The organism is Paenibacillus rhizoryzae, from assembly GCF_059686995.1.
In genome coordinates this window covers 175,354-198,970 of record NZ_JCAALT010000001.1, presented here as the reverse complement: position 1 = coordinate 198,970, position 23,617 = coordinate 175,354, and the positions used below count along the sequence as shown (strand labels likewise).

Annotated in this window: 20 protein-coding genes and 2 tRNA genes; 6 read left to right on the top strand and 16 right to left on the bottom strand. The window is 50.2% G+C overall.

Translation table 11 applies throughout. From position 1 onward, the window contains the following. Position 1: 1 nt before the first annotated feature. From AC6ESO_RS00825 to AC6ESO_RS00765, 13 genes are all read right to left on the bottom strand, one after another. Positions 2–667 carry a precorrin-2 dehydrogenase/sirohydrochlorin ferrochelatase family protein gene (locus AC6ESO_RS00825; protein WP_497089766.1) on the bottom strand — a complete coding sequence of 222 codons (666 nt, stop codon included), beginning with the start codon at positions 665–667 and terminating at the stop codon, positions 2–4. 26 nt (positions 668–693) lie between these two features. Next, positions 694–1,512, bottom strand: coding sequence for a cytochrome C assembly family protein (locus AC6ESO_RS00820; RefSeq protein ID WP_497089765.1), 819 nt, complete (start codon positions 1,510–1,512; stop codon positions 694–696). A gap of 67 nt (positions 1,513–1,579) precedes the next feature. Then, positions 1,580–2,962, bottom strand: a complete 1,383-nt coding sequence (gene hemA / locus AC6ESO_RS00815; RefSeq protein ID WP_497089764.1) for a glutamyl-tRNA reductase — start codon at positions 2,960–2,962, stop codon at positions 1,580–1,582. 169 nt (positions 2,963–3,131) lie between these two features. Then, the gene (gene speD, locus AC6ESO_RS00810) at positions 3,132–3,530 is read right to left on the bottom strand and encodes an adenosylmethionine decarboxylase (protein WP_090983026.1); all 399 of its coding nucleotides are present in this window, start codon (positions 3,528–3,530) and stop codon (positions 3,132–3,134) included. 333 nt (positions 3,531–3,863) lie between these two features. After that, the gene (locus AC6ESO_RS00805) at positions 3,864–4,454 is read right to left on the bottom strand and encodes a non-ribosomal peptide synthetase module (protein WP_494816937.1); all 591 of its coding nucleotides are present in this window, start codon (positions 4,452–4,454) and stop codon (positions 3,864–3,866) included. A gap of 165 nt (positions 4,455–4,619) precedes the next feature. Beyond that, the gene (gene yihA, locus AC6ESO_RS00800) at positions 4,620–5,252 is read right to left on the bottom strand and encodes a ribosome biogenesis GTP-binding protein YihA/YsxC (RefSeq protein ID WP_497089763.1); all 633 of its coding nucleotides are present in this window, start codon (positions 5,250–5,252) and stop codon (positions 4,620–4,622) included. Between the two features lie 19 nt (positions 5,253–5,271). Continuing rightward, on the bottom strand, positions 5,272–7,626 hold the full coding sequence (gene lon / locus AC6ESO_RS00795) for an endopeptidase La (protein WP_494816935.1): 2,355 nt from the start codon (positions 7,624–7,626) through the stop codon (positions 5,272–5,274). Between the two features lie 87 nt (positions 7,627–7,713). Then, positions 7,714–9,420 carry an ATP-dependent protease LonB gene (lonB, locus tag AC6ESO_RS00790; protein ID WP_494816934.1) on the bottom strand — a complete coding sequence of 569 codons (1,707 nt, stop codon included), beginning with the start codon at positions 9,418–9,420 and terminating at the stop codon, positions 7,714–7,716. Positions 9,421–9,612: 192 nt separating this feature from the next. Continuing rightward, positions 9,613–10,734: a flavodoxin-dependent (E)-4-hydroxy-3-methylbut-2-enyl-diphosphate synthase gene (ispG, locus tag AC6ESO_RS00785; protein ID WP_091214737.1), complete on the bottom strand. Its 1,122-nt coding sequence runs from the start codon at positions 10,732–10,734 to the stop codon at positions 9,613–9,615. 93 nt (positions 10,735–10,827) lie between these two features. Continuing rightward, positions 10,828–12,084 (bottom strand): ATP-dependent protease ATP-binding subunit ClpX, encoded by a 1,257-nt coding sequence (gene clpX / locus AC6ESO_RS00780; RefSeq protein ID WP_494816933.1) that lies wholly within the window; start codon positions 12,082–12,084, stop codon positions 10,828–10,830. Positions 12,085–12,117: 33 nt separating this feature from the next. Further along, positions 12,118–12,699: an ATP-dependent Clp endopeptidase proteolytic subunit ClpP gene (gene clpP / locus AC6ESO_RS00775; protein ID WP_497089762.1), complete on the bottom strand. Its 582-nt coding sequence runs from the start codon at positions 12,697–12,699 to the stop codon at positions 12,118–12,120. 243 nt (positions 12,700–12,942) lie between these two features. After that, positions 12,943–14,244, bottom strand: coding sequence for a trigger factor (gene tig, locus AC6ESO_RS00770; protein ID WP_497089761.1), 1,302 nt, complete (start codon positions 14,242–14,244; stop codon positions 12,943–12,945). A gap of 97 nt (positions 14,245–14,341) precedes the next feature. Then, on the bottom strand, positions 14,342–15,232 hold the full coding sequence (locus AC6ESO_RS00765) for a hypothetical protein (RefSeq protein WP_497089760.1): 891 nt from the start codon (positions 15,230–15,232) through the stop codon (positions 14,342–14,344). 181 nt (positions 15,233–15,413) lie between these two features. Between AC6ESO_RS00765 and AC6ESO_RS00760 the strand changes: the two genes are divergently transcribed. From AC6ESO_RS00760 to AC6ESO_RS00740, 5 genes are all read left to right on the top strand, one after another. After that, a tRNA-Gly gene (locus AC6ESO_RS00760) sits at positions 15,414–15,484 on the top strand. Positions 15,485–15,716: 232 nt separating this feature from the next. After that, positions 15,717–15,793: transfer RNA gene (locus AC6ESO_RS00755), tRNA-Arg, on the top strand. 320 nt (positions 15,794–16,113) lie between these two features. After that, entirely contained in the window at positions 16,114–17,859 is a 1,746-nt protein-coding gene (locus tag AC6ESO_RS00750; RefSeq protein ID WP_497089759.1) for a hypothetical protein, read from the top strand. A 16-nt stretch (positions 17,860–17,875) separates the two neighbouring features. Beyond that, a complete protein-coding gene (locus AC6ESO_RS00745; RefSeq protein ID WP_497089758.1) occupies positions 17,876–18,400 on the top strand; it encodes a hypothetical protein in 525 nt (174 codons plus the stop codon). 38 nt (positions 18,401–18,438) lie between these two features. Next, positions 18,439–19,317, top strand: coding sequence for an SDR family oxidoreductase (locus tag AC6ESO_RS00740; RefSeq protein WP_497089757.1), 879 nt, complete (start codon positions 18,439–18,441; stop codon positions 19,315–19,317). Between the two features lie 74 nt (positions 19,318–19,391). On the opposite strand, the gene AC6ESO_RS00735 is transcribed toward AC6ESO_RS00740, so the two are convergent. The 3 genes from AC6ESO_RS00735 to AC6ESO_RS00725 all read right to left on the bottom strand — a co-directional run bounded on the left by AC6ESO_RS00735 (position 19,392) and on the right by AC6ESO_RS00725 (position 21,547). After that, positions 19,392–20,726 carry a 5'-deoxyadenosine deaminase gene (locus AC6ESO_RS00735; protein WP_497089756.1) on the bottom strand — a complete coding sequence of 445 codons (1,335 nt, stop codon included), beginning with the start codon at positions 20,724–20,726 and terminating at the stop codon, positions 19,392–19,394. A gap of 102 nt (positions 20,727–20,828) precedes the next feature. Continuing rightward, complete coding sequence (locus AC6ESO_RS00730) at positions 20,829–21,176, bottom strand: hypothetical protein (RefSeq protein WP_497089755.1); 348 nt, start codon at positions 21,174–21,176, stop codon at positions 20,829–20,831. Further along, positions 21,173–21,547, bottom strand: a complete 375-nt coding sequence (locus AC6ESO_RS00725; RefSeq protein ID WP_497089754.1) for a hypothetical protein — start codon at positions 21,545–21,547, stop codon at positions 21,173–21,175. Before AC6ESO_RS00725 ends, AC6ESO_RS00730 begins: the two co-directional genes overlap by 4 nt. 99 nt (positions 21,548–21,646) lie before the next feature. On the opposite strand from AC6ESO_RS00725, the gene asnB reads away from it, so the two are divergent. Continuing rightward, positions 21,647–23,491, top strand: a complete 1,845-nt coding sequence (gene asnB / locus AC6ESO_RS00720) for an asparagine synthase (glutamine-hydrolyzing) (protein WP_494817763.1) — start codon at positions 21,647–21,649, stop codon at positions 23,489–23,491. The last annotated feature ends 126 nt before the right edge of the window (positions 23,492–23,617 follow it).

Genomic DNA, 23,617 nt, shown 5'->3' with positions numbered 1-23,617 from the left:
ATTAGTTGCTCCTCTCAGCCGCTTGCAGCAGCCTGCTCATCCATTCTTCGATCTGATTCTCTGTATAGGTACCTCGTCCAACGTTTTGCCCTGCTTGCTCTGCAACCTCTTCTGCAGCCATTCGTAATATAGCGCCTCTCAGCTCCGGATTGAAGCCGCTCGACAACACGCGTGTCCGCAGCAATCGAAGTCCTTCGACGTTATCTCCGAAGCTTTCGCCAAATTGCTTAGCTAACCGCCGCTTCACAATCGCAGCCAAAGCCGGGCTTGCTCCGCCAGTCGTGACAGCTAGCAGCAGCTCGCCGCGTCTTACCGTGGAAGGAGTCACGAAGCTGCCTTCTTCGCCAAGATCAGCAACATTTACGAGTATACCGAGCCGGTCCCCCAAAGCTGTAATCTCTTCATTGACTAGACGATTGTTCGTCGCAGCAAAAACAAGCATCGCGCCGTGGAGATCCCCTTCCCTGTATTCCCTTTGCACAAGCCGTATAGACTCTGCCTTAGCAAGCTCATGAAGCACAGATGAGGCAGCAGGGGCAATCACCTCTACCTGATCCGCTCCCCCATCCAGCAGTCCTTGCACTTTACGCTCTGCAACAGAGCCGCCTCCGACTACAACGCAGCGCTTTCCTTGAAGCTTCACCATCATTGGATAATAGGTCTTCACGAATGCAACCAACTCCTTGGCTCCCCTTAAGACCAGCCGTGAAAATTCGAGGCTTGATTCATCAACACATTAAGCAGCATGACGCCATAGCTGATCAAATTCAGCCGCGCGAACTTCCAGCCTGAACCGTCAAACCATTTGTGCCCCAGCAAATTCCAGATATATATCGCCAGCGCTATAAAAGATGAAATCACCTTCAAATCAAGCAGAAGTCCATAGCGGCCTTCTATGAGAATCGAAGTAACAGCCATTGCTAGCGATAATGTAAGCAGCGGCGTGCCGATCAGCGCTGCTCTGAACATGAAGCGATCCGCTACGTCCAAGCTAGGCATTCTCTGCATACTCTTGGTCCATTGCTTGCCTTTGAGGCGCGCGAACAGGAACATATACATACCTGAGAAAATCCCGCTGATCGTCAGCGCGGCATACGCCAAGATCATGAGAATGATATGAACGACCAGCATGTTCTGCGCCAATTCCCATCTCGCTAGAGATGCGCCTGAGCCGACGCCGAACAAATTGACGGTCAATACTGCGAAACCGATAACATTTACGAAGAAGACGATAAACTCCATCCTAAAAAAACGGCTCATCACCAGTGAAACCGTGATAAGCAGCCAAGAGAAAACGAGCAAATATTCGAACAATGAGATGTTGGTCATGTCCAGATGCGAAATAATGCGATTCACAATAAAGCCTGTTTGCAGCACCCAGACGAAAATAAGCAGCCCTGTTCCCACTTGTTTCGCTTGCCGATTTCGATCAACGAAATCGGAGAAGTAAAACAGAAGGCTCAGGGCATAGATATACAGCATTCCATCATAAAACCAATTTTGTGTAACCATAGATGGCCTCCGCAAACTTTGAACAAGTTATCTGGTAACCTAAAGTCCCGTTATAATGACCGTGACTTTAGGTTGTAATTGCCGCAATTGTACCTTTAAGTACCGGCATTGTATCTCCATTGGATGCGGCTTCTTTCGCCCCGGCCGGATTACGTTGCTCTGCGTTGTTCTTCGTTTGTTCAAGCGTCTCTTCCAAGGCGAATAATTTCACAAACATATCCATAGCCTCGTCTGCATGCTTCTCTCCTGCCATTTCCTTAATGCGCAGAATCGGATCATGCATCATTTGGTTGACGATGCTCTTCGTCAGCTTGTGGATGACTTTAAGCTCACGATCGCTTAGATTAGGAAGCTTGTTCGCCAAACTGTCCATTGTTTCCGCATGAATGTCCGTCGCCTTATCCTGCAGCGCGCGAATCAGCGGTGCAACGCCTAATGTTTTGTACCATCCGCGGTACACATCCAGTTCAGCTGCAATCATCGTTTCAATCTTCGCAGCTTCCGTACGACGCTGCTCCATGTTGCTCTCCACGATGCCTTCCAGATCGTCGATATCGTATAGGAACACGTTCTTCACCGATGCAATCGCAGGGTCAAGGTCACGCGGTACCGCAATATCAATCATGAAGAGCGGACGGGATTTACGTTTCTGCATAGCTGCGGCAACCTGCTCACGGCCCAGTACATATCCATCTGAACCTGTGGAGCTGATGACAATATCCGCTTCATGCAATCGCGAAACCGCATCTGCCATCGACAGCGGAGTTCCGTTAAACTTATCTGCCAGCTGCACGGCACGGTCATAGGTACGGTTGACGACGAATACTCGTTCCACACCGTTCGCATACAGATGCTTAGCTGTTAATTCACTCATCTTGCCGGCGCCGACGATCATAACCGTCTTGCCGTTAAATTGTCCGAAGATCCGTTTACCCAGCTCAACTGCTGCGTAGCTGACCGAAACCGCGGCTTCACCGATAGCTGTATCGGAATGTGCCTTCTTCGCTAAAGTAACAGCTTGTTTAAAGATCGTATTAAACAATGTGCCTGTAGTCTTCTGCTGCTGTGCAAGAAGGAACGCATTCTTTACTTGACCCAGAATCTGAGTCTCGCCAATGACCATGGAATCAAGTCCGCAAGTAACACGGAACAGATGGTCGATCGCCTTCTCATCCTCATACATATATAGATCCGAGGTAAATTTCTGTCTCGGCGTATTAAACCATTTCTCCATGAAACTGCGTATATAATGTCCGCACAACGTCGGACGGTCAACAACAGCATACAATTCAGTGCGGTTACAGGTCGCAACAATGACACCTTCCATAATGCTCTTCGTTTGCTTCAACTGCTCAAGTGCCTCAGGCAGATCTCGTTCGGAGAATGTAAATCCTTCCCTCACTTCAACCGGTGCTGTGCGATAATTAAGACCGACGACTATAATGTGCATGCGCGTTCACCTGCCCTTCACTAATCATTTTTTCATCATTTAGTATAGCACAGTTAGACAGGATGTACCCCTGCAAATATGAAAATTGTTTGAAAACGCGCAACCTGGTTTATGGCATCAAAAAAGGCCACGGATTTCTCCATGGCCCCTCTTTAGTCATATGAAAATGCTACACAAGTTCAACTTGCTTCATATCCGCTTCCACGACTTGCAATTCACCCATACCGCGAACTAGTTTCTTAGCATGTGTTACTTTTGGTTTCAAAACAGACATCATGTAGTCAATCGCCAATTGTGGATCGACTGTTTCTCCACATGTATAGCAATCAAGAGCCGCAAAGCCTCTCTCAGGATACGTGTGAATGGAAAGATGACTTTCTGACAGCAGTACGAGCACTGTTGCGCCTTGTGGCTCAAATTGTTTTGCTTGAACTGAGAGTACTGTAGCGCCGCATGCTTCTGCAGCCTCTACCATTTGGGCTTGTAAAAATTCCGCGTTGTTGAGCAGGTCAAAATCTACACCCCAAGTGTCAACAGCAACGTGTCTTCCGAAAGTTGAATATTCCATCTCTCGGTTCCCCCTTCCTAGGAATAAAATGTTTTGTAATTTCATCCGCTAGGACCTACGTCATTCACTGCCCGAGGGACTTTCCTCTCGCAACATTACCATGTCCTGAGTGAATCCTGGTTCCTATTCATTGCAACGAAAATAAAAATAACATCTATCGCTCAGAAATGCAACAGTTTTTTTTGGGCAGAATTAAGTTGACAACATGCAGTAAACTCCAGTAAACAACGTATGTACGAATTGTTGAGCTGGTGATGGTCCTCGGCAAAATTTATCACAAATAAAAAAGCCGCATATGAGCGGCTTTGGAAGAATGATTCTCTACGGTTTTACTTATGCCTCCATCAAGAACAGCGCTCTTGCATGCTGTGCCAGACGTTGGTCGATAAGCGAAATTTGCCCGCGATCACTGCATTGATTGCGCAAATCGAGCAATTGATTAATCGCGCCTTGCACGATTTCAATTTCCTTCTCGATGTCGTTCACGCGGAATGTCGCTTCAAGCTGACCGACGGTATCTTTGAATTCAAAGATGACTCTCGACTCATTGTTCTTGATTTCGACAATTTTGCGAACAGTTCCTTCAGCATAATGATAGATCATCGTATAATGTGGATAAATGCGATTGACGACTGCATCTCCGCGGAACAGCGATACCGCTTTGCGCATTGCGTTCGTAAGTCTTGGATGTACGATACGGCATGAAAGTGCGCATACGTACAAATCTTGCTTACGTTCGAAAGTAAGGCGGACTTCTTCTCGTCCTGCGTCGTCCTCGAGAACCATCTCGTGATTGCCATTCTCTAGTACCCGCACCTGCTGCTTAATATGCTGGTCTTCAAAAAACTGGACAAATCCCGCCATCTCTTCAGCCGTTAATTGCAGAGAAGCATTGACATACTCCGTGGCTATCCGCTGAGCCATAAAAATCTCCTCAATTCTATAAAGTAACGCGTTTGTAAATCAGTTGCTTACCTATATTATACCCGATCGTAGCGGTTTATTCCTGCCGCCCATTCGCGATATTCACGCATATTTCTGAATAATCAAGGAGATTTTACGAAGAGTCGTTGCTTTTATGCGTTATCCTCACTTTTCGATTGAAACTTCTTCGGTTTCTTCCGCTTCTTCGCTTGTTTCCGCTATCGTTTGATTTATGATTGCCCAAAGCTCATCGCGGCCGAGGCCTGTCTCAGAAGAGAAGAGAACATGATAATCTCCTGTTTGGAAGCCCAGCTTCTTCTTCACGATCTTCACATGCTTATCCCATTTACTCTTCGGGATTTTGTCAGCCTTTGTTGTCACGACACAAACTGGAATTTCATAATGCTTCAACCAGTCGTACATGAGACAGTCATCCACGGATGGCTCATGACGGATGTCGACAATAAGGAATACCATCTTCAGCGGCTCACGGACGCTAAGAAAGGTCTCGATCATCGCGCCGAACTGCGCACGCTGTACTTTCGATACTTTGGCATAGCCGTAACCTGGGAAATCGACCAAGTAAACTTCGTCGTTCACACGGTAATAATTGAGCTGCTGCGTCTTGCCCGGCTGCGAGCTTGTTCTGGCTAAGCCTTTGCGCATAATCATCTTATTGATGAGTGATGATTTGCCGACATTAGAACGCCCTGCCAGAGCGAACTCTGGCAAGGCATCGACCGGATATTGATCCGGCCTTACTGCGGATATAACAAATTCAACATTCTTAATCTTCACGTTTGAGCAACCTGCTTTCTTAATGCGTCTGTACCGGTGCTGCTGCCTCCACCTTCACAAGCGCGTGCTTGATAACCTCATCCATCGAGCTGACCGGAACGAATTCCAAATCGGCTCTGACGCTATCCGGTATATCGCGCAAGTCACGCTCGTTGTCCTTAGGAATCAGCACCTTCTTGATGCCCGCCCGGTGTGCTGCGAGTGATTTCTCTTTGAGACCGCCGATCGGCAGCACACGGCCGCGAAGCGTAATCTCTCCGGTCATCGCCACTTCTTTATCCACCAGACGATTCGTTAAAGCAGAAATAAGTGCCGTCGCCATCGTAATGCCTGCAGACGGTCCGTCCTTCGGAATTGCACCCTCAGGAATATGGATATGAATATCATTCTTCTCATGGAATAGCGGGTCAATACCAAGCTCATTGGCGCGGGAGCGTGTATAGCTGAATGCCGCTTGCGCAGATTCCTTCATCACATCGCCGAGCTTACCTGTCAACGTAAGCTTTCCGCTGCCCGGCAGCACCGTTACCTCAATAACGAGCGTATCGCCGCCAACCTCGGTCCAAGCAAGGCCGGTAACGGCGCCGATCTGGTCCTCGACCTCCGCCATGCCGTACCGGAATTTGGACGGTCCGAGCCATTCCTTGATTTTCGCAGAGTCGACCTTAATCGGAGTAACATTCTCATCCGTCACGATAGCTTTCGCAGCTTTCCGGCACATCGCCGCAATTTGCTGCTCAAGGTTACGCACACCGGATTCTCTTGTATACTCGCGAATGATTTGAAGTAGGCCATCTTCTCCGAGATCTACTTGCTCTTCAAGTAAGCCATGCTCACGTTTCTGCTTGGGAAGCAAATAGCGATTGGCGATTTGCAGCTTTTCAAGCTCCGTATAGCCGGGAATGTACAGCACTTCCATCCGATCTAGCAGCGGCCTTGGAATGTTGTGAATAGCATTCGCCGTCGTCACGAACATGACATTCGAGAGATCGAACGGCACTTCGATGAAATGATCGCTGAACGTATTGTTCTGCTCCGGATCAAGCACTTCAAGCAGTGCCGAAGCCGGATCTCCTCGGAAATCCATGGCCATCTTATCGATTTCATCAAGCAAGAACACCGGGTTGAGCGATCCTGCCGTCTTCATGCCTTGAATGATACGGCCCGGCATCGCGCCGACGTATGTACGGCGATGTCCGCGAATTTCAGCTTCGTCGCGTACGCCGCCAAGCGAGATACGGACAAACTGTCTGCCAAGCGACTTTGCAATCGAACGCGCCATAGAGGTTTTACCAACCCCCGGAGGGCCAACCAAGCAGAGAATCGGGCCTTTCAGCTTCTTCACGAGCTGCTGTACCGCTAAGTATTCCAGCACGCGTTCCTTCGGCTTCTCGAGTCCGTAATGATCCTCGTTAAGGATAGCCTCCGCTTTCGCGACATTCAGATCATCTTCCGTCAGCTTGTTCCAAGGTAAGGAAAGAAGCCAATCAATATAATTGCGGATGACACCGCCCTCGGCCGAAGTCGATGGCATCTTCTCCAGACGGTCGATTTCCTTCTCGACCTTCTCTTTCACTTTATCCGGAATACCGGAGTCCGCCATCTGTGCGCGAAGCTCTTCAACTTCGCCGGCACGGCCTTCTTTCTCGCCGAGCTCCTTCTGGATGGCTTTCATTTGCTCACGCAAATAGTATTCCTTCTGCGTTTTCTCCATCTGCTTCTTCACACGCTGACTGATCTTGCGTTCCAGCTCCAGCACTTCGCGCTCGTTGTTTAAGATATCGAGCAGGCGCTCGAGCCGTTCACGTACATCAATCGTTTCAAGAATATCCTGCTTATCCTTGATCTTGAGCGACAGATGGCTCGAGATCACATCGGCAAGCCTGCCCGGCTCATCAATATCCGAGACGGCCGCCAGTGTCTCCGGCGTTACTTTCTTCGACAAATTGATGTAATGCTCGAACTGGTTAAGCACCGTCCGCATGAGTGCATCAATTTCCGGATCTGTCGATTCCGCCTCCGGCAGTTCTTTAATCGTGACCTCGTAGTAGTCATCATTCGGCAAATAATCTACGATTTCGGCACGGACAACGCCTTCCACCAGTACGCGGATTGTACCGTTTGGCAGCTTGAGCATTTGTCTCACTCTTGCAGCCGTGCCGACGCGGTAGATATCTTCCTGTGACGGCTCTTCAATATTCACTTCCGATTGCGAACATAGCAAAATCATATGATCGTCCAGCATGGCGCGATCCAGCGCTCGCACAGATTTCTCCCTGCCTACGTCCAGATGCAGCACCATGCTGGGGTATACAAGCAGCCCCCGAAGCGGCAGCAGGGGCATACGACGACCTTTCCATTTAGCAGGTCCCATTCCAGCACCTCCGTCTTTGAAGCTTCCTCACAGATCTTTCGTAACCGATTCCCTCGGCCTTAAGTCTTAGGGCTTTCATCCATTTTATCACTCAACGGAATCCGCCTGCAAATAGGGCAGTCCTGTTGCGATAAATACGTCGGCTGCAGGCGCCTGCGAAGCAGACTGCATTTGCGTATCTTCAGCACCAAACACATGGCGGAATACCTCATCCACATGCTCGACAGGAATAACTTGCACACCTTGTAAATCAGCAAAGATAGCTTGCCAATTCTCCCTTGGAATCAATACGGTATCTGCTCCGGCTTGGAAAGCCGCCTCTACTTTGGCAAGCACACCGCCGACGGGCTTCACGTTACCATGGATCCCTACTTCACCGGTCATGGCAAGCTTATTGCTGATTGGCTCTCCTTTAATGGCAGAAGCGATTGCCGTAGCCATCGCGATACCGGCAGACGGTCCGTCAATGGGTGTTCCGCCGGGGAAGTTAATGTGCAAATCGTAGTTTTCCGGTTTCATGCCCATTCTTCTAAGTACAGTAAGGACATTCTCGATCGAGCCTTTAGCCATGCTTTTGCGTCTGAGCGTACGGCTGCTTCCGCCGCCCAGCTCTTCCTCATCTACAACGCCTGTGATCGTGTACACGCCTTTTCCGGCTCTTGCACCAATTGCGCTTACTTCGATTTCCAGCAGCGTCCCCATATTCGGTCCGTAGACGGCCAGTCCGTTCACAAAACCAACCTGCGGTGCAGACGGCACTTTACGGTCAGGACGCGGAGGGATTTGACTGCTGTTGACGACCCATTCAATATCCGCGGCCGATATGGTGTCTCGTTTCTCCGATAGCGCAAGTCCTGCGGCCAATTGAATGACGTTTACGGCTTCGCGGCCATTGGTTGCATAACGCGTTACGACATCAATGGCCTCTTGAGAAGGCGGCAAGCCTATCTTCTTCAGCGCATTCACGGCAATTTGCGAGATCTCATCCGGCAGCAGCGGACGGAAATAGATTTCCATACAGCGCGAGCGCAGCGCCGGCGGGAGCTCCTGCGGTGAACGCGTCGTAGCACCCACAAGACGGAAATCAGCAGGCAAGCCATTTTGGAAAATATCATGGATATACATCGGGATATTGTTATCCTCGGAATTGTAATACGCGCTTTCCAGATACACCTTGCGATCTTCCAGTACTTTTAACAACTTATTCATCTGAATCGGATGCAATTCACCTATTTCATCAATAAACAGCATCCCGCCATGCGCTTTCGTTACAGCGCCGGGCTTCGGCTGCGGGATACCGGCTACTCCCATGGCGCCGGCACCTTGATAAATCGGATCATGTACCGATCCAATAAGCGGATCCGCGATCCCGCGTTCATCAAAGCGAGCCGTAGTGGCATCAATCTCCGTAAATTTCGCATCCGGCAAGAACGGTGAAGTCGGATTTTTCTTCGCTTCCTCCAGTACAACCCGCGCGGCAGCCGTTTTCCCGACGCCCGGAGGGCCGTAAATAATGACATGCTGCGGATTCGCGCTGCACATCGCCGCTTTGAGCGCGCGCAGACCGTCCCGTTGTCCCACAATATCATTAATCGTTTGCGGCCTCGTTTTCTCAGACAGCGGCTTCGTCAGCGAAACGGAGCGCAGCTTGCGCAATTTATCCATTTCTTTCCGTGACTCTCGGTCGACAGCCGTTCGATTTGTTTTCTGATTGCGCAGCAAATTCCAGAAGTACAAACCAATCACAATTGCGAAAAACACCTGGATCAACATCAAAATCAAACTTAAACTCATAGCAATTACTCCTCTCTTAAGAAGACTAGCGGCGCGGGCAGTTTCGTTCCTTCTCTGGCTGAAAAGAAAAGAAACGGCTTACGCCGTTTTTCTTCATACAAAAAATCCGGCTTTACGGGGCTCATACTGTTCAGTATTGCCCCCGGCCGGATGGAATAATCGCTATGAATACGTAAAGTTTGAACGGTTTTCCTATGTGGTTACATGAGGTCCGGGCTGATGCTTGCGTCCCGGAATTTCGCCGGTCTCTTCAAAGACGCGTACAATCTCGTCAATTTCCTTCTTCAGCTCCGAGAGCAGCTCGGCTTCAGGCACTTTGCGAATCATCTCTCCGTAACGGAAGAGCATGCCTTCGCCTCTAGCTCCTGCAATCCCGATGTCCGCTTCACGCGCTTCTCCCGGGCCGTTAACTGCACAGCCAAGAACGGAAACCTTGATCGGCACCTTGATTTTGCTGATGTATTCTTCAACCTCATTGGCGATAGAGAACAAGTCGATATCCAGCCGTCCGCACGTCGGGCAAGAAACCAGTGTTGCCGCGTTCGTAATCAGACCGAAGGTCTTCAGCAATTCACGCGCTACTTTCACTTCTTCTACCGGGTCTGCGCTAAGGCTGATTCGAACCGTGTTACCAATGCCCATTGCAAGCAATGCGCCAATACCTGCCGAGCTCTTAATCGTACCGGTGTGAAGCGTTCCGGCTTCCGTGATCCCAAGGTGAAGCGGATAACGAATCACTTCCGCTGCCATGCGATAGGCTTCGATTGCCATCGGCACGTCGGAAGCTTTAAGCGAAACGATAATATCATGGAAATCCAGCTCTTCAAGAATACCGATATGGAAAAGTGCACTCTCTACCATAGCTTCGGGAGTCGGGTAACCATACTTCTCAAGCAAATGGTTCTCAAGCGAGCCGGCGTTAACTCCGATTCGAATCGGAATGTTCTTCTCTTTACAAGCCTTCACGACGGCTTCGACTTTCTCGCGGCGTCCGATATTGCCCGGGTTGATCCGAACTTTATCTACGCCGTTCTCAATTGCAGCAAGCGCAAGGCGGTAATCGAAATGAATATCCGCAACAAGCGGAATATGAATGCGTTTCTTGATCTCTTTAATGGCCTCGGCAGCTTCCTTGTTGTTGACCGTAACCCGGACAACTTGGCAGCCTGCTTCTTCCAGACGCAGGATTTCGGCAACGGTTGCCTCAACATCTGCTGTTTTGGTCGTACACATACTTTGAATAATAACTTCATCACTACCGCCAATCGTCAGCGGGCCGACTTTGACCGGTACCGTATCTTTACGCAAATACATCAGGTAACCTCTCCCATGAACGTCAAAGTCCACCCTTGCGATTAGCGTTGCCGCGCCGCAAGGGTGGAAGCATTTGAGGTGTTATTTATTGGATCAGGCGCTTTCTTCCTTCTTCTTGCCCTTCTTGGAAACAAGCTCAGGCATGATCCGGTCTTGAACGACCTTCTCTGTAATCAGGCAGCTGCTTACATCGTCACGTGAAGGTACTTCGTACATCACGTCGAGCATCAGCCCTTCAATGATCGCTCTTAAACCACGAGCACCTGTATTACGCTTAATCGCTTCTTTCGCGATTGCATCAAGTGCTGCAGCTTCGAATTCGAGCTTCACATTGTCCATCTCAAGCAGTTTCTGATACTGCTTCACGAGCGCGTTCTTCGGCTCGGAGAGGATACGGACAAGCGCGCTCTCATCAAGCGGCTCTAGTGTCGAGATGACTGGCAAACGGCCGACAAACTCCGGAATAAGTCCGAATTTGAGCAAGTCTTCCGGAAGTACCATCGACAAATATTCACCCGGTTTCAGATCCTTCTGACCGTCTCCGGCAGCGTTAAATCCGATAACCTTCTTGCCAATCCGGCGTTTGATCAACTGCTCAAGACCATCAAATGCACCGCCGCAAATAAACAAGATGTTTGTTGTATCGATTTGAATAAATTCTTGGTGCGGGTGCTTACGGCCGCCTTGCGGTGGAACGGAAGCAACAGTGCCTTCAAGAATTTTGAGGAGCGCTTGCTGTACGCCTTCACCGGAAACGTCACGTGTAATCGACGGGTTCTCGGATTTGCGCGCTACTTTATCAATCTCATCGATGTAGATGATGCCGCGTTCAGCTTTCTCTACATCGTAATCCGCAGCTTGAATCAATTTGAGCAAAATATTCTCAACGTCTTCACCGACATAACCGGCTTCCGTTAGGGAAGTCGCATCCGCGATAGCAAACGGAACGTTCAAAATTTTGGCCATGGTTTGAGCAAGAAGTGTTTTACCTGAGCCTGTAGGACCTACAAGCAGGATATTACTCTTCTGGAGTTCTACATCTTCAAGCTTATTCTGCGAGTTGACGCGTTTGTAGTGGTTGTAAACCGCTACAGAAAGCGACTTCTTCGCTTGTTCTTGACCAATAACGTATTGGTCTAAGATGTTGCGAATATCGCGCGGTTTCGGAATATCTTTCAGATCCAGCTCTTCTTCATGACCGAGCTCTTCTTCAACGATCTCCGTACACAGTTCGATACATTCATCACATATATAGACGCCAGGTCCGGCTACGAGCTTGCGAACTTGATCTTGCGATTTGCCGCAGAACGAACATTTCAACTGGCCCTTCTCGTCGTTAAATTTGAACATGAGTTTTCACCCCTTCTTGTTGATTCGCGCGAATTACAGAGATGTTACGACCTTATCGATCAGACCGTAATTCAACGCCTCTTCAGCACTCATGAAATAGTCACGATCCGTATCGCGATCGATTCTTTCATAAGGCTGACCTGTACGATCCACTAAAATTTGGTTGAGCTTCTGTTTGGTCTTCAGAATCCAATCCGCGTGAATCTTAATATCCGAAGCTTGACCACGAACTCCGCCAAGAGGCTGATGGATCATTACTTCGGCGTTTGGCAGCGCGAAACGCTTGCCTTTGGCTCCTGCCGTAAGCAGAAGTGAACCCATGCTGGCAGCCAAGCCTACGCAGATCGTAGAAACGTCCGGCTTGATAAACTGCATCGTATCATAAATACCCATTCCTGCGGTAACCGAACCGCCGGGCGAGTTAATGTACAGATGAATGTCCTTCTCCGGGTCATCGGCTGCAAGGAACAGCAATTGCGCGATGACGGCGTTGGCAACATCGTCGTCGATCGCACTTCCTAGAAAAATAATCCGATCCTTCAATAAGCGGGAGTAGATGTCGTAAGAACGTTCTCCCCGATTCGTTTGCTCAACGACCATAGGCACCAGATTCATGCGATCAACCTTCTTTCGTAATCGACTTTTTGAAGATATTCACCGCGGCAACCTCTAGCGCCGAAAGCTTTTTCTTCTAATCGTTCTTATTTTAACATGTTCCAGTTGTAATGTCATTTTTCTGACTATTACATTATACGATACGGGTAAATACATATGTATGTTTCGGTTCCTGCCGCATGCCGCGAAGCCGCGGTGAGGATAAAATAAGGCACGTAAATACGTGCCTTATCGTTTCATTTCTTATGCAACTACTGGAGCTGTTTTGCTGTTGTCAAGCAAGAACTTGATTGTTTTGCGTAGTACAAGATCTTCTTGGATGTTTTCCAAGTTGCCGTTAGCTGTGAAAATCGAACGAAGCTCTTCAGCCGTACGGCTGTATTGTTTCGCAAGTTTCTCAAGCTCTTCGTTCAGATCTTCTTCACCGGCAGTGATGCCTTCGTTCTTCGCGATTTGCTCGAGAACAAGGTTGTTGCGAACGCGTTTGATTGCGTCAGCGTGCATTTGAGTGCGAAGAGCTGCTTCGTCTTGACCGGAGAACTGGTAGTACAGATCCAAGTTCATGCCTTGTTGACGAAGACGATTCTCGAAATCGCGAAGCATGAACGAAGTTTCGGAATCAACCATTGCGTCTGGAATTTCAACGACTGCCGCTTCAGCTGCTTTCTCAACGACTGCTGTTTCACGAGCTGCTTCGTTTTCTTTTGCTTTTCTGTCAGCAAGCTTTGTTGCCAGATCTTGCTTGTACTCTTCAAGAGTATCGAACTCGCTTACGTCTTTCGCGAACTCATCGTCAAGTGCTGGCAGGCTCTTACGTTTGATTTCGTGAAGTTTCACTTTGAATACTGCAGGTTTGCCTGCAAGGTGTGCCGCATGGTACTCCTCAGGGAACGTAATTTCGATGTCCTTGAAGTCGCCAGTAGCCATACCGATAACTTGATCTTCGAAACCTGGGATGAACGCGCCGGAACCAAGCTCAAGGGAATGACGCTCGCTCTTGCCGCCATCGAATGCTACACCGTCAACATAACCGTCAAAGTCGATTACTGCAGTGTCGCCGTTCTCAGCTGCGCCTTCTTCGATCACGTTCAACTCAGCGTGGCGTTGTTGCAGACGAGTAAGTTCAGCTGTAATTTCTTCTTCTGTCACTACGGCTTCAGCAGAAGGAATTTCGATGCCTTTGTACTCGCCAAGCTCAACTTCCGGCTTAACGGTTACTTTTGCAACATACTTGAACGATTGGTCTTTCGCGAATTGCTCGACATCGATGTCAGGACGATCCACGGGAATAACACCAGTTTCTTTCAGTGCCGCTGCATACGTGTCAGGAAGCAAAATGTCGATTGCATCTTGGTACAAGCTTTCGATTCCGAAACGCTTCTCGAAGATACCCCGCGGTACTTTACCTTTACGGAAACCAGGTACGTTTACTTTCTGAACGACCTTCTTAAATGCCTTGTCAATCGCTTCATTAACTTGTCCTGCCTCAACCTCTACGTTGATGGAGACAAGATTCTTGTCTATTTTTTCCCAAGTTGCTGTCATGTTATGCTTTCCCCTCCAAATTAAATAACGCTTCTGCGTCAGATCTTACCCGTAATAAACCATTCTATTATAATCAACATTTTCATTAATTTCAAGACTAGCCACCATCACCGTCCAATTTTAATTGCGCGATTTGCCGTAACGACCTGCAAGCCTGCTCATAACGGAACCGAAGAGCATCGGTAATCCCGTAAGTTTCCCGCACATCGTCGTCATCTACTCTGCCATAAAGTGACAGTTCAAGCACTTGATGGAGTGCAGCCGAGTAGCAATCCACAGTCTCATCGTCGTCGGATAGCAGCCTGCTGTATGCCGTCGTGCCGTACAAACATTGCAAGCACTCTTTCCACAGCTCTCTTGCAAAATGGGGCATCGATGCTTCCTGTACCTCTGTTACCGATTCTACCCGTTCTACGACCCTTGTAACCACCGGCGGAAAATCATCCATCGAAAGCGGAGTCGCTTCGATCTCGAGATCCACCTGCTCCCCAAGTCGATCCAGCCTAATGGCTCCGGTTACACCGCGCTTCTTCAAGGATTGCAGCGCCTTGAATTGAAGGGCAGGATGCAAATCCGTTCTCGTCAGCCACGTAATGATTGCCTCATCCACACTGGGATGCTTGAGATAAGCAGCCCGCTCCAAAGCCAAAATTTGCTGATCGGCAACGGGATGATGCTGCATGATATAAAGAACCTGCTGCACGTAAGCTTCATCGTGCTCACCGGCAGTCAAAGCCTCCCGGCGAAGTGTCTCCTCATCACTTTCTGGTTCAGTTGAATCCGTATGTATGCTGTCGTTCGAGTCCCCATAGCCCGGAAAAGCAACATCAAGCCATGATAATAAATTGGTCCATTCTTCGTAGTGACGCTTCTCTTCGCCCTGGCAATTCAGCAAGAAACGCAGCAGTCCCTTAGCTTCTCCATATTGTTCGGATTCGAGCATGCGCGTCAGTTGGTTCTGATATTGATCCAGCATATTCGGAAACAAATATACATTCTCTCTGTTATCACCCTGCGAGGGGCCCGAGGTTGTAATAGAATCACCGCCTTATCAGTCAAACTGCCTGCAGAAATGCGTATTATGTACAGTTAGATTTCGATTATATCACTCTCTGCTGTTGATTTCCATTTTAGCCTGTGCTATTATTTGTCTACTTTGTTTTTTCTGTGCGGGTGTAGTTCAATGGCAGAACGCCAGCTTCCCAAGCTTGAGGCGAGGGTTCGATTCCCTTCACCCGCTTATAATGGAGTACATCATTATTAAAGTTACAGGAAGAGAACCCTCTCGGGTTCGACCGTCCCCTAGAGCCTTGACTAAAGGCTCATCAGGACGAGCGTCGGAATTCTCCTTGCGATTCGTAGTCATCACGATAATAAGATTCCGAGTATTCCCTTCTCCCGCTTTTGATTTATTCCTTTCAAAAAAAGTAGTTGCACTACCGGAACACTCCGTGATATACTACTTCTTACGTGTCCCAGTAGCTCAGTTGGATAGAGCACACGCCTTCTAAGCGTGTTGTCGGGGGTTCGAATCCCTCCTGGGACGCCATTTATACCAAGCGTTTCAGACACTGCTTCATTAATAACAGCCTCCTGTTGAATTGTGCTTTAGCACAATTCCGGGAGGCTTTTTTGTTATTTCGGCTTTTGTAGAAAAAACGCTTTGGCGTCCGTCGAGCAACAATGCTTTGGAATTATGGAATCCAACCGCACACCCCTCTATCCCCTCACCAGTTCGTTAGAAAGCCGTATCCCCTCATTAAATGCTTAATTAGCGCCTTCAATTATTCCCGTGATTTCTCTCAAAATGTGGTACTATTAGTCTATCATTCTAGCGAATAATGACTTTCAATGTCGGAGGCTGTCGAAATGAGCTCATTTGCCGATTCAAATCGCCATACGCGTAAAACCGCTTCACCCATCCAGCGTGAAAGCGCCGAGCAGAGCAGCCGAACAGCAGCCTCGCCAGCTAACAGTCGAGAAAGCGAATCGGAGCCCGGAAAGCTTCTACAAATGCAGCGTGCATCCGGCAATCAAGCGGTGCTGCAGATGATGCAATCAGGCAAAGGACCGATTATGCGTCTAACCGGCGCAGCTCGGATGGGCAGACCAGACCGAGTCAATAGTCCGGCTTCTTCCACAATGCCCGCGACACAGGCGCCTACTCAAGCACCTGCCCCGGCAGCGCCGGAACAACAAGCGCAAGAAGCGGCCGCTGCGCCGGTAACAGCTCCAAACATTACCGCAAGCGCGCCGGCCAGTCCTGCAGCCCCTGCCGCACCATCAGCTCCTGCTGCGGCGGCCGCTCCAGCAGCCTTCACTCCACCGCCGATCCCCGCCAATTTGAGGGGCAAGGCAGGGTACAGCGAGGTCTATAACTGGCTGAAAGAGCAGTCCACGAAAGAAAAGAAATCCGCTCTCTTCGCCTACTTCGACGCCTTGACGCCGGAACAGAAAATGTCTGCGATCCGTGCGATGAACGGAGCCAGCAAACGATTCGTAGACCTGGATACAGTCAAGAAAACGATGGTCAAAGGTATTATCAGTAAATCCGTTGATTGGGATAAGTTTTCGGTTTTCTCTCGCGATGCCAGCAAGACCGATACGAAGAACTACAATGCCGACACGGACAAGGACTATCTCGGCTACGCGGCAATTGGCACTTCGGCTTCTACAGGGGGTGCCGGCGGTTCGGCTACCATTAGCGCCGGATTAGGGGCGAAGGACGCCTTGCCTGTAGCGGAAGGAATCGGACCCGCGGCAGGTGCACTAAGCGGCCTAGCCTCGATCTCCCAGATCTACAATGCCACCGACAACTATGATGAATCGTTAAGCAATACCGGCAAAGCACAGCAAGTCATAGGAGAAGGCGGCGCAGGCGCCGCCGATCTGGCGCGTTTCAGCGCCGGTACCGTAAACAGTGTCCGTACGGTTGCGGACATGGGGCTTAACGCCGGAGCAACCGTTGCTGCCGGCGCGGCTGGCATCGTTGGCGGCGCGGCCTATATGGTCAGCGGCGTTGCTGGTTACCGCGAGAACAAGAAGAACGCCAAGAACCTGCATGAGATGGAAGACAAAATGAAACAGGCCAGCGATACGCGTGCCACTGATCTCGGCCATGCTGCCAGCCTTGGCGGTTCAACGCAGGAAATGAACAAAGAAAAGAACAAAGCGACAGCCGTCAAAGGCGCGCTAATGGTCGCAGGCGGCGCTGCACTCTTAATTGCAGCCGCTTCGCCTGCCGGCCCGATCCTGATCGCACTCGCTGCGATTCTCGGCGGCGTTGCGGCGATCGTGAAATTTTACAAGAAATATAAACGGAAAGAATCGTTCGTCGATCGCGTTCTTAAGGTCGATGACGCGATGAAGAAGCCTGAGAACGAGAAAGCGGGCAAAGATAAGGTTAGGCAGCAGCTTATCGAAGAGAAAGGCTTTAACAGCGTAGACCAGTGCTATGCCCAAATCGTGACGGATCTGGCGGGTATGCTGTTTGAAAGCGGCGTGCGCGGCGACGATGCGGACAGCAAGTCGATTATCGAGAGCATCGGGCTTCGCGTTGACAGCGCCAAGCAGAAACCAACGAAAGAAATGATTGCGAAGAAACTGCACAACTAACAAAGGAGAGACCCGCATGTCCTTGCAAGAAGACGTGATCAGTATCGATTACTTGAAGCGGACGCTTCGTTTCTATGAGAATATTGGCATCACCAGCAAACTGATGGGGCCGACAGAAGAAGCGCCTTACACATCCCTCATTATCCGTTTCGCGGAAATCGGAGAGCACGAAGCGAACATCGACCTGGAGATGAGCTTCCTGCCAGGTCTGCAGGAGCTGAATCAGGAAGGTGTGTATCTCTTCCAATCCTTCGCTGTGCTGGCTCATCAAACTTCGATAGAACATGAAGCCGAGCTGCTAAAGGCGATCAGCATCCTCAATATCCAGCTCCCGCTCGGCACATTCGGCGTCTTCCCTGAAGGCGGCGCGCTGTACTTGAAGCAAACGGCGATGTTATCCCGTGAAGGTCTTGTCAGCGGAAACGCCGTTAAACTGCTGGATCAGCAGAACGGTGTTCTATTGCATCAGCTGCATCAATTCACCGACTACTTGCTCCATGTCTCAGCAGGTAAACAGAAAGCCGAATCAACATTGTTGTAATGACACAAACTACTCCTTGGAAAGGAGTGGTCAACAAGATGTCATCCAATCAACAAGCACCACAAAGACCGGCGTCGTTCCCACCGCAGCATCAGAATCGCCAGCCCGGGCTTGAAAGCGAGATGACCCCTCGCCCGCAGTTTGAATCACCGGCTTATAAAGCAGCAGGCAAGCTCTCGGGCAAGGTTGCCGTTATTACCGGAGGAGACAGCGGGATCGGCCGAGCGGTCGCACTTATGTATGCCAAGGAAGGCGCGGATGTCGCGATCGTCTATTTAGACGAAGATGGCGATGCGAGTGAGATACGAGGTTTAATTGAGGGGTTAGGCCGGAAATGCTTGACGATCGCCGGCGATATCGGGGACCCCGAGTTTTGCAAGAAGGTCATTTATGATACGACCTCGCAATTGGGAGGCCTCGATATTGTCGTGAACAATGCCGCAGAGCAGCATCCGAAGGAATCGCTTGCGCTTATTACTCCACAGCAGCTTGAGCGAACGTTCAAAACCAATGTATTCGGCATGTTCTACCTGACTCAAGCAGCTTTGCCACATTTAACTAAAGGCGCGACCATCATTAATACGACTTCAATAACCGCATATCATGGCAGTGCTAATTTGCTCGACTACTCCTCGACCAAAGGAGCTCAGGTTGCTTTCACCCGCTCCCTCGCGATGAATCTTGCAGCCCAAGGTATTCGCGTTAACGCCGTAGCACCGGGGCCAATATGGACGCCGCTCATTCCATCGACGTTCGATGAGAAGACAGTCGCTAAATTCGGCTCCGATACGCCAATGAAACGAGCAGGACAACCCGAAGAGCTTGCACCTGCATATGTTTATCTCGCTTGCGAAGATTCCTCTTACATGAGCGGCCAGGTCCTTCATGTGAATGGCGGGGAGATCGTGAACGGCTAATCGTCAGCCCATTCAAACAAAAGCCGACCGCCGCGTGTTCTCAAAATCGAGTTCACGCGGCGGTCGGCTTTTATCTAGATTCGTTTTAACAGACGCGCTATGGATCGGTCCGCCTCACGCAGCACCGTTCGTTTATCGATCGTTCTTACTTTTCCTCGTTCCACAACCATCTTGCCGTCAACCCACACATCGGATACATTTCCTCTTGAAGCCGCATAGACGACCCGTGAGTACGGATCCGCATCATAGGATGGGAACGTATGAAAATCATTCAAATCCAGCAGAACAAGATCGGCTTTCTTACCTGGTTCAATACTGCCGATCAGATGATCCAGCCCAAGCGCCTCAGCTCCGCCCATCGTTGCCATACGCAGCACCGTTCGCGCATTCATAGACTCCGGACCGCATCGCACCTTATGCAGCAGCGCTGTTAAACGCATCTCCTGAAACATATCCAGCGTATTGTTACAAGGCGCGCCGTCCGCACCAATGCCCATACCGATGCCCTGCTCCAGTAGCTCGGGAACTAAAGCAATTCCGGATGACAGCTTCAGATTGGATCCCGGACAATGGGTCATTTTGGTTCCCCTACGTTTGAGAATATCCTTCTCCTCATCATCGAGCCAGATGCAATGCGCAAGGACAAGTCGCGGCGAGGTTAGCCCGATATGATCCAAATACACGATGTTGCGCATCCCGCGCTGGCGCATAACCAGCTCGATTTCCTCGCGATTCTCTGCTGCATGGGTGTGGACGAGCACCTGATAGTGGAACGATAAATCCCGCACCTCTTTCAACAGTTCCTCCGAACAGGAAACGACGAAACGAGGGCAATAGGCGTAACCGATCCGGCCATTGTCATAGCCATGCCACTTCTCCAGCAGCGCCGTGCTTTCCTCGACCGAACGTTTCGTATCTTCCTGTAAACCAACCGGCACATCACCGCCGGCATCCATCATCACTTTGCCCGAGATCGCTCGAATTCCGCTGCTCGCAATGGCCTGAAAGGCAAAGTCGGTATGGCTCACCGTCTCCATATCCAGAATCGTCGTTGTCCCGCTGCGCAATAATTCTCCGATGCCAAGCATTGCGGAGTAATAAACCGATTCCTCATCATGCGCCGCCTCAAGCGGCCAAACCCGAGTGCGCAGCCAATCCATGAGCGCCATATCGTCTGCACGGCCACGGAATAACGTCTGACACAAATGGATATGCGTTTGCACGAAACCTGGCAGCAGCAGCCTTCCTTTGGCTTCTACGACCGTCGTCGAAGCGACATCGTAGCCGCTCGTAATTTGGCCGCCAACAGAGACAATGACATCATCCTTGAACAATACATCGCCTACTACAATTTCGTCCTGTTTATTCATGGTGACAATGGTTGCATTTCGTACCAAGGTTGTTCCCATAAGGCTGCCTCGCCTCCCTCACTTGGACTACGTGGTATGGTTTGTCAGTTATGCTTACATTGTACCATGGGTTGCACAGGAAAGAGGCAGCATTTTACAGCATTAGGACCAATCCATCAATCGGCCGATCTCCGCTCGGATCCCCGGGAACGACAGCACCTGCTCCTTGAATGACTCCCGCTCCCCCCAATCCGTCTTCATCGTCGGCGTATCGAACAAGTCATCGGTAACATTGGTAAAGGCGTTATGCATATTGTTGTCGTACCAGTCGATTTCCGTCCTCGCATCGTTCTTCACGACCGCGATCATATCGTAATCGTTATCCCGTGAAGCGCCAAAATAAGCGAGTAATTCAGGCGTGCCCGCGTCATTGGTATGAACTTCGATTTCACAGCTGGGCATCCCCTCGCGTTTCACCGCGCGTCTAACGCGTGCATCCGTCACGATCATTTCAAACTCCCCTCTGGAAATAATCCCATCGTTGCTATATGATGCTTAGTCTCGTCCGTACCCAGCTCGTACAATAGCCGATAGACATCGAGAAGAATCCCGTCCACGCCTGCGTTCATTTGCTTATCACTTGCCGAACTGAACAGCGTTGTAGCATACTGTCCCGCTTGCGCTTCATCCATCGAAGCATATTCCTCGAACAGCTCTTGCAAACGTTTTAATTCTTCTTCATTTGCAGTCACGGCAAACTCAAATGCAGTCGCTTCTGGATCCTCTAATATTGAGCCTGCCTGTACGGACACATAATAGGGTTTGCGTGCGTAAAATGACTCATCGTGATCATTGACCATATCGAAAGCACCCTCCTTCATTGCTCTAGCATCCCCCCACGGACAGACATTTTATCCATATTTTTCGCATAACCATCATAGTATCGCTGTTTGAAGCTCTAAGAGAAAGGAATGAGCACCATGTGTGGATTCACGGGCTGGATCGACTGGACCGATGACCTGACAAAACAATCCATCACTCTCGAGAAAATGACCGGAACGCTGGCAAACCGCGGCCCGGATGCATCGGGAACCTGGATCTCGCCGCATTGTGCGCTAGGCCACCGGAGACTCTCCGTTATCGATCCTGCGAACGGTGCACAACCGATGGTTCGTACGTCTGATGACGATTCGTATGTCCTAGTTTATAACGGGGAGCTGTATAACGCACCGGAACTGAAGCGTGAGCTTGAAAGCAGGGGCAGACGTTTTACAACTACCTGCGACACGGAGGTATTGCTCGTTGCCTACATGGAATGGGGCCCTTCTTGCGTGGAGAAATTTAATGGTATCTTTGCTTTTGCCTTATGGGATTCCAAGGAGCAGCATTTGTTCATCGCCAGAGACAGACTCGGCGTAAAACCGTTCTTCTATGCGAAACAGCTGGGACGGTTCATATTCGGCTCCGAGCCGAAAGCACTCCTCCAACATCCTGCCGTCAAACCGGAGGTTGGACCGGAAGGTTTGGCCGAGATCTTTATCGTCGGACCTGCGCGTACGCCGGGGGTCGGTGTCTACCGCGATATCGGTGAGCTGCTGCCGGGACACTGTGCAATCTATAGCCGTGCAGGCTTAAGCGTCCGCACCTATTGGAAATTGGAAAGCAAGCCTCATACCGAAACCGTGCAGGAGACGGCCAAAACAGTCGGTGATCTGTTGAAAGATACGGTAGAGCGTCAGCTCGTATCCGATGTGCCGCTATGTACGCTGCTCTCAGGTGGATTAGACTCCAGCGCGCTCACTTCACTCGCGGTCAATTACTACAATGAAACGGGGCAAGGCGTCGTCCATACGTTCTCCGTCGATTATGTAGATAACGATAAACACTTTAAAGCCCATGCGTTCCAGCCGAACGCCGATGCGCCATGGATCGAACGGATGACTACTCATCTGGGCACGATTCATCATTCCATGGTCTTTGATACGCCTGAGCTGGTTGCGTCACTGCGTGAAGCGATGCATGCGCGCGATATGCCGGGGATGGCGGATGTGGACTCTTCCCTGCTGCTCTTCTGCCGCGAAATCAAGAAGGAAGCAACCGTAGCGATTTCCGGCGAAGCGGCGGATGAAATCTTCGGCGGCTATCCATGGTTCCACCGCGAGGAAGCGCTGAACGCAGGTACGTTCCCTTGGTCACTTGCGGCAGGCATGAGAGCCGACTTGCTCTCGCAGGACGTGGCTGCATGGATTCGACCGTTAGACTACCTAGGGGATCGTTATTCGGATGCCATAGCCGAAGTACCGCACCTGGCCGGCGAAGATGCCGCAGCTCGCAAAATGCGTCAAATGTCTTATCTGAACATTACTCGATTCATGCCGACGCTGCTTGACCGCAAAGACCGGATGAGTATGGCGGTTGGCCTTGAAGTACGCGTTCCCTATTGCGATCACAGGCTCGTGGAGTATGTTTACAACATTCCGTGGGCGATCAAAACAGCCGGGGACCGGGAGAAAGGGATTCTCCGTATGGCGCTTGAAGGCGTATTGCCTCACGATGTGCTCTATCGGAAGAAAAGCCCTTATCCGAAAACGCATAACCCGAACTACCTCAATGCGGTTCGCAAGCAAGTGCTGGAGATCATCCATGAAGGCACGTCCCCACTGCTGCAGCTCATCAATGTGAAGAAGATTCGGGAGCTTGCGGAATCCGAAGCCGCCAGCAGTAATCTGCCATGGTTTGGTCAATTAATGTCCGGACCACAGCTATTCGCTTACCTGCTGCAGGTAGATATGTGGCTGAGGGAATACAAGGTAGTGATCCGCTAATGTTCTAAAATAAAAGGCTGTCTCGTAAGCGTGCGACCGCACGCTTACGAGACGGCCTTTTCGTTGGATAAAAGCACAAGAAAAAGAGCCCGCTAATTGCTAATTTGCGGACTCTATATTGAGCGG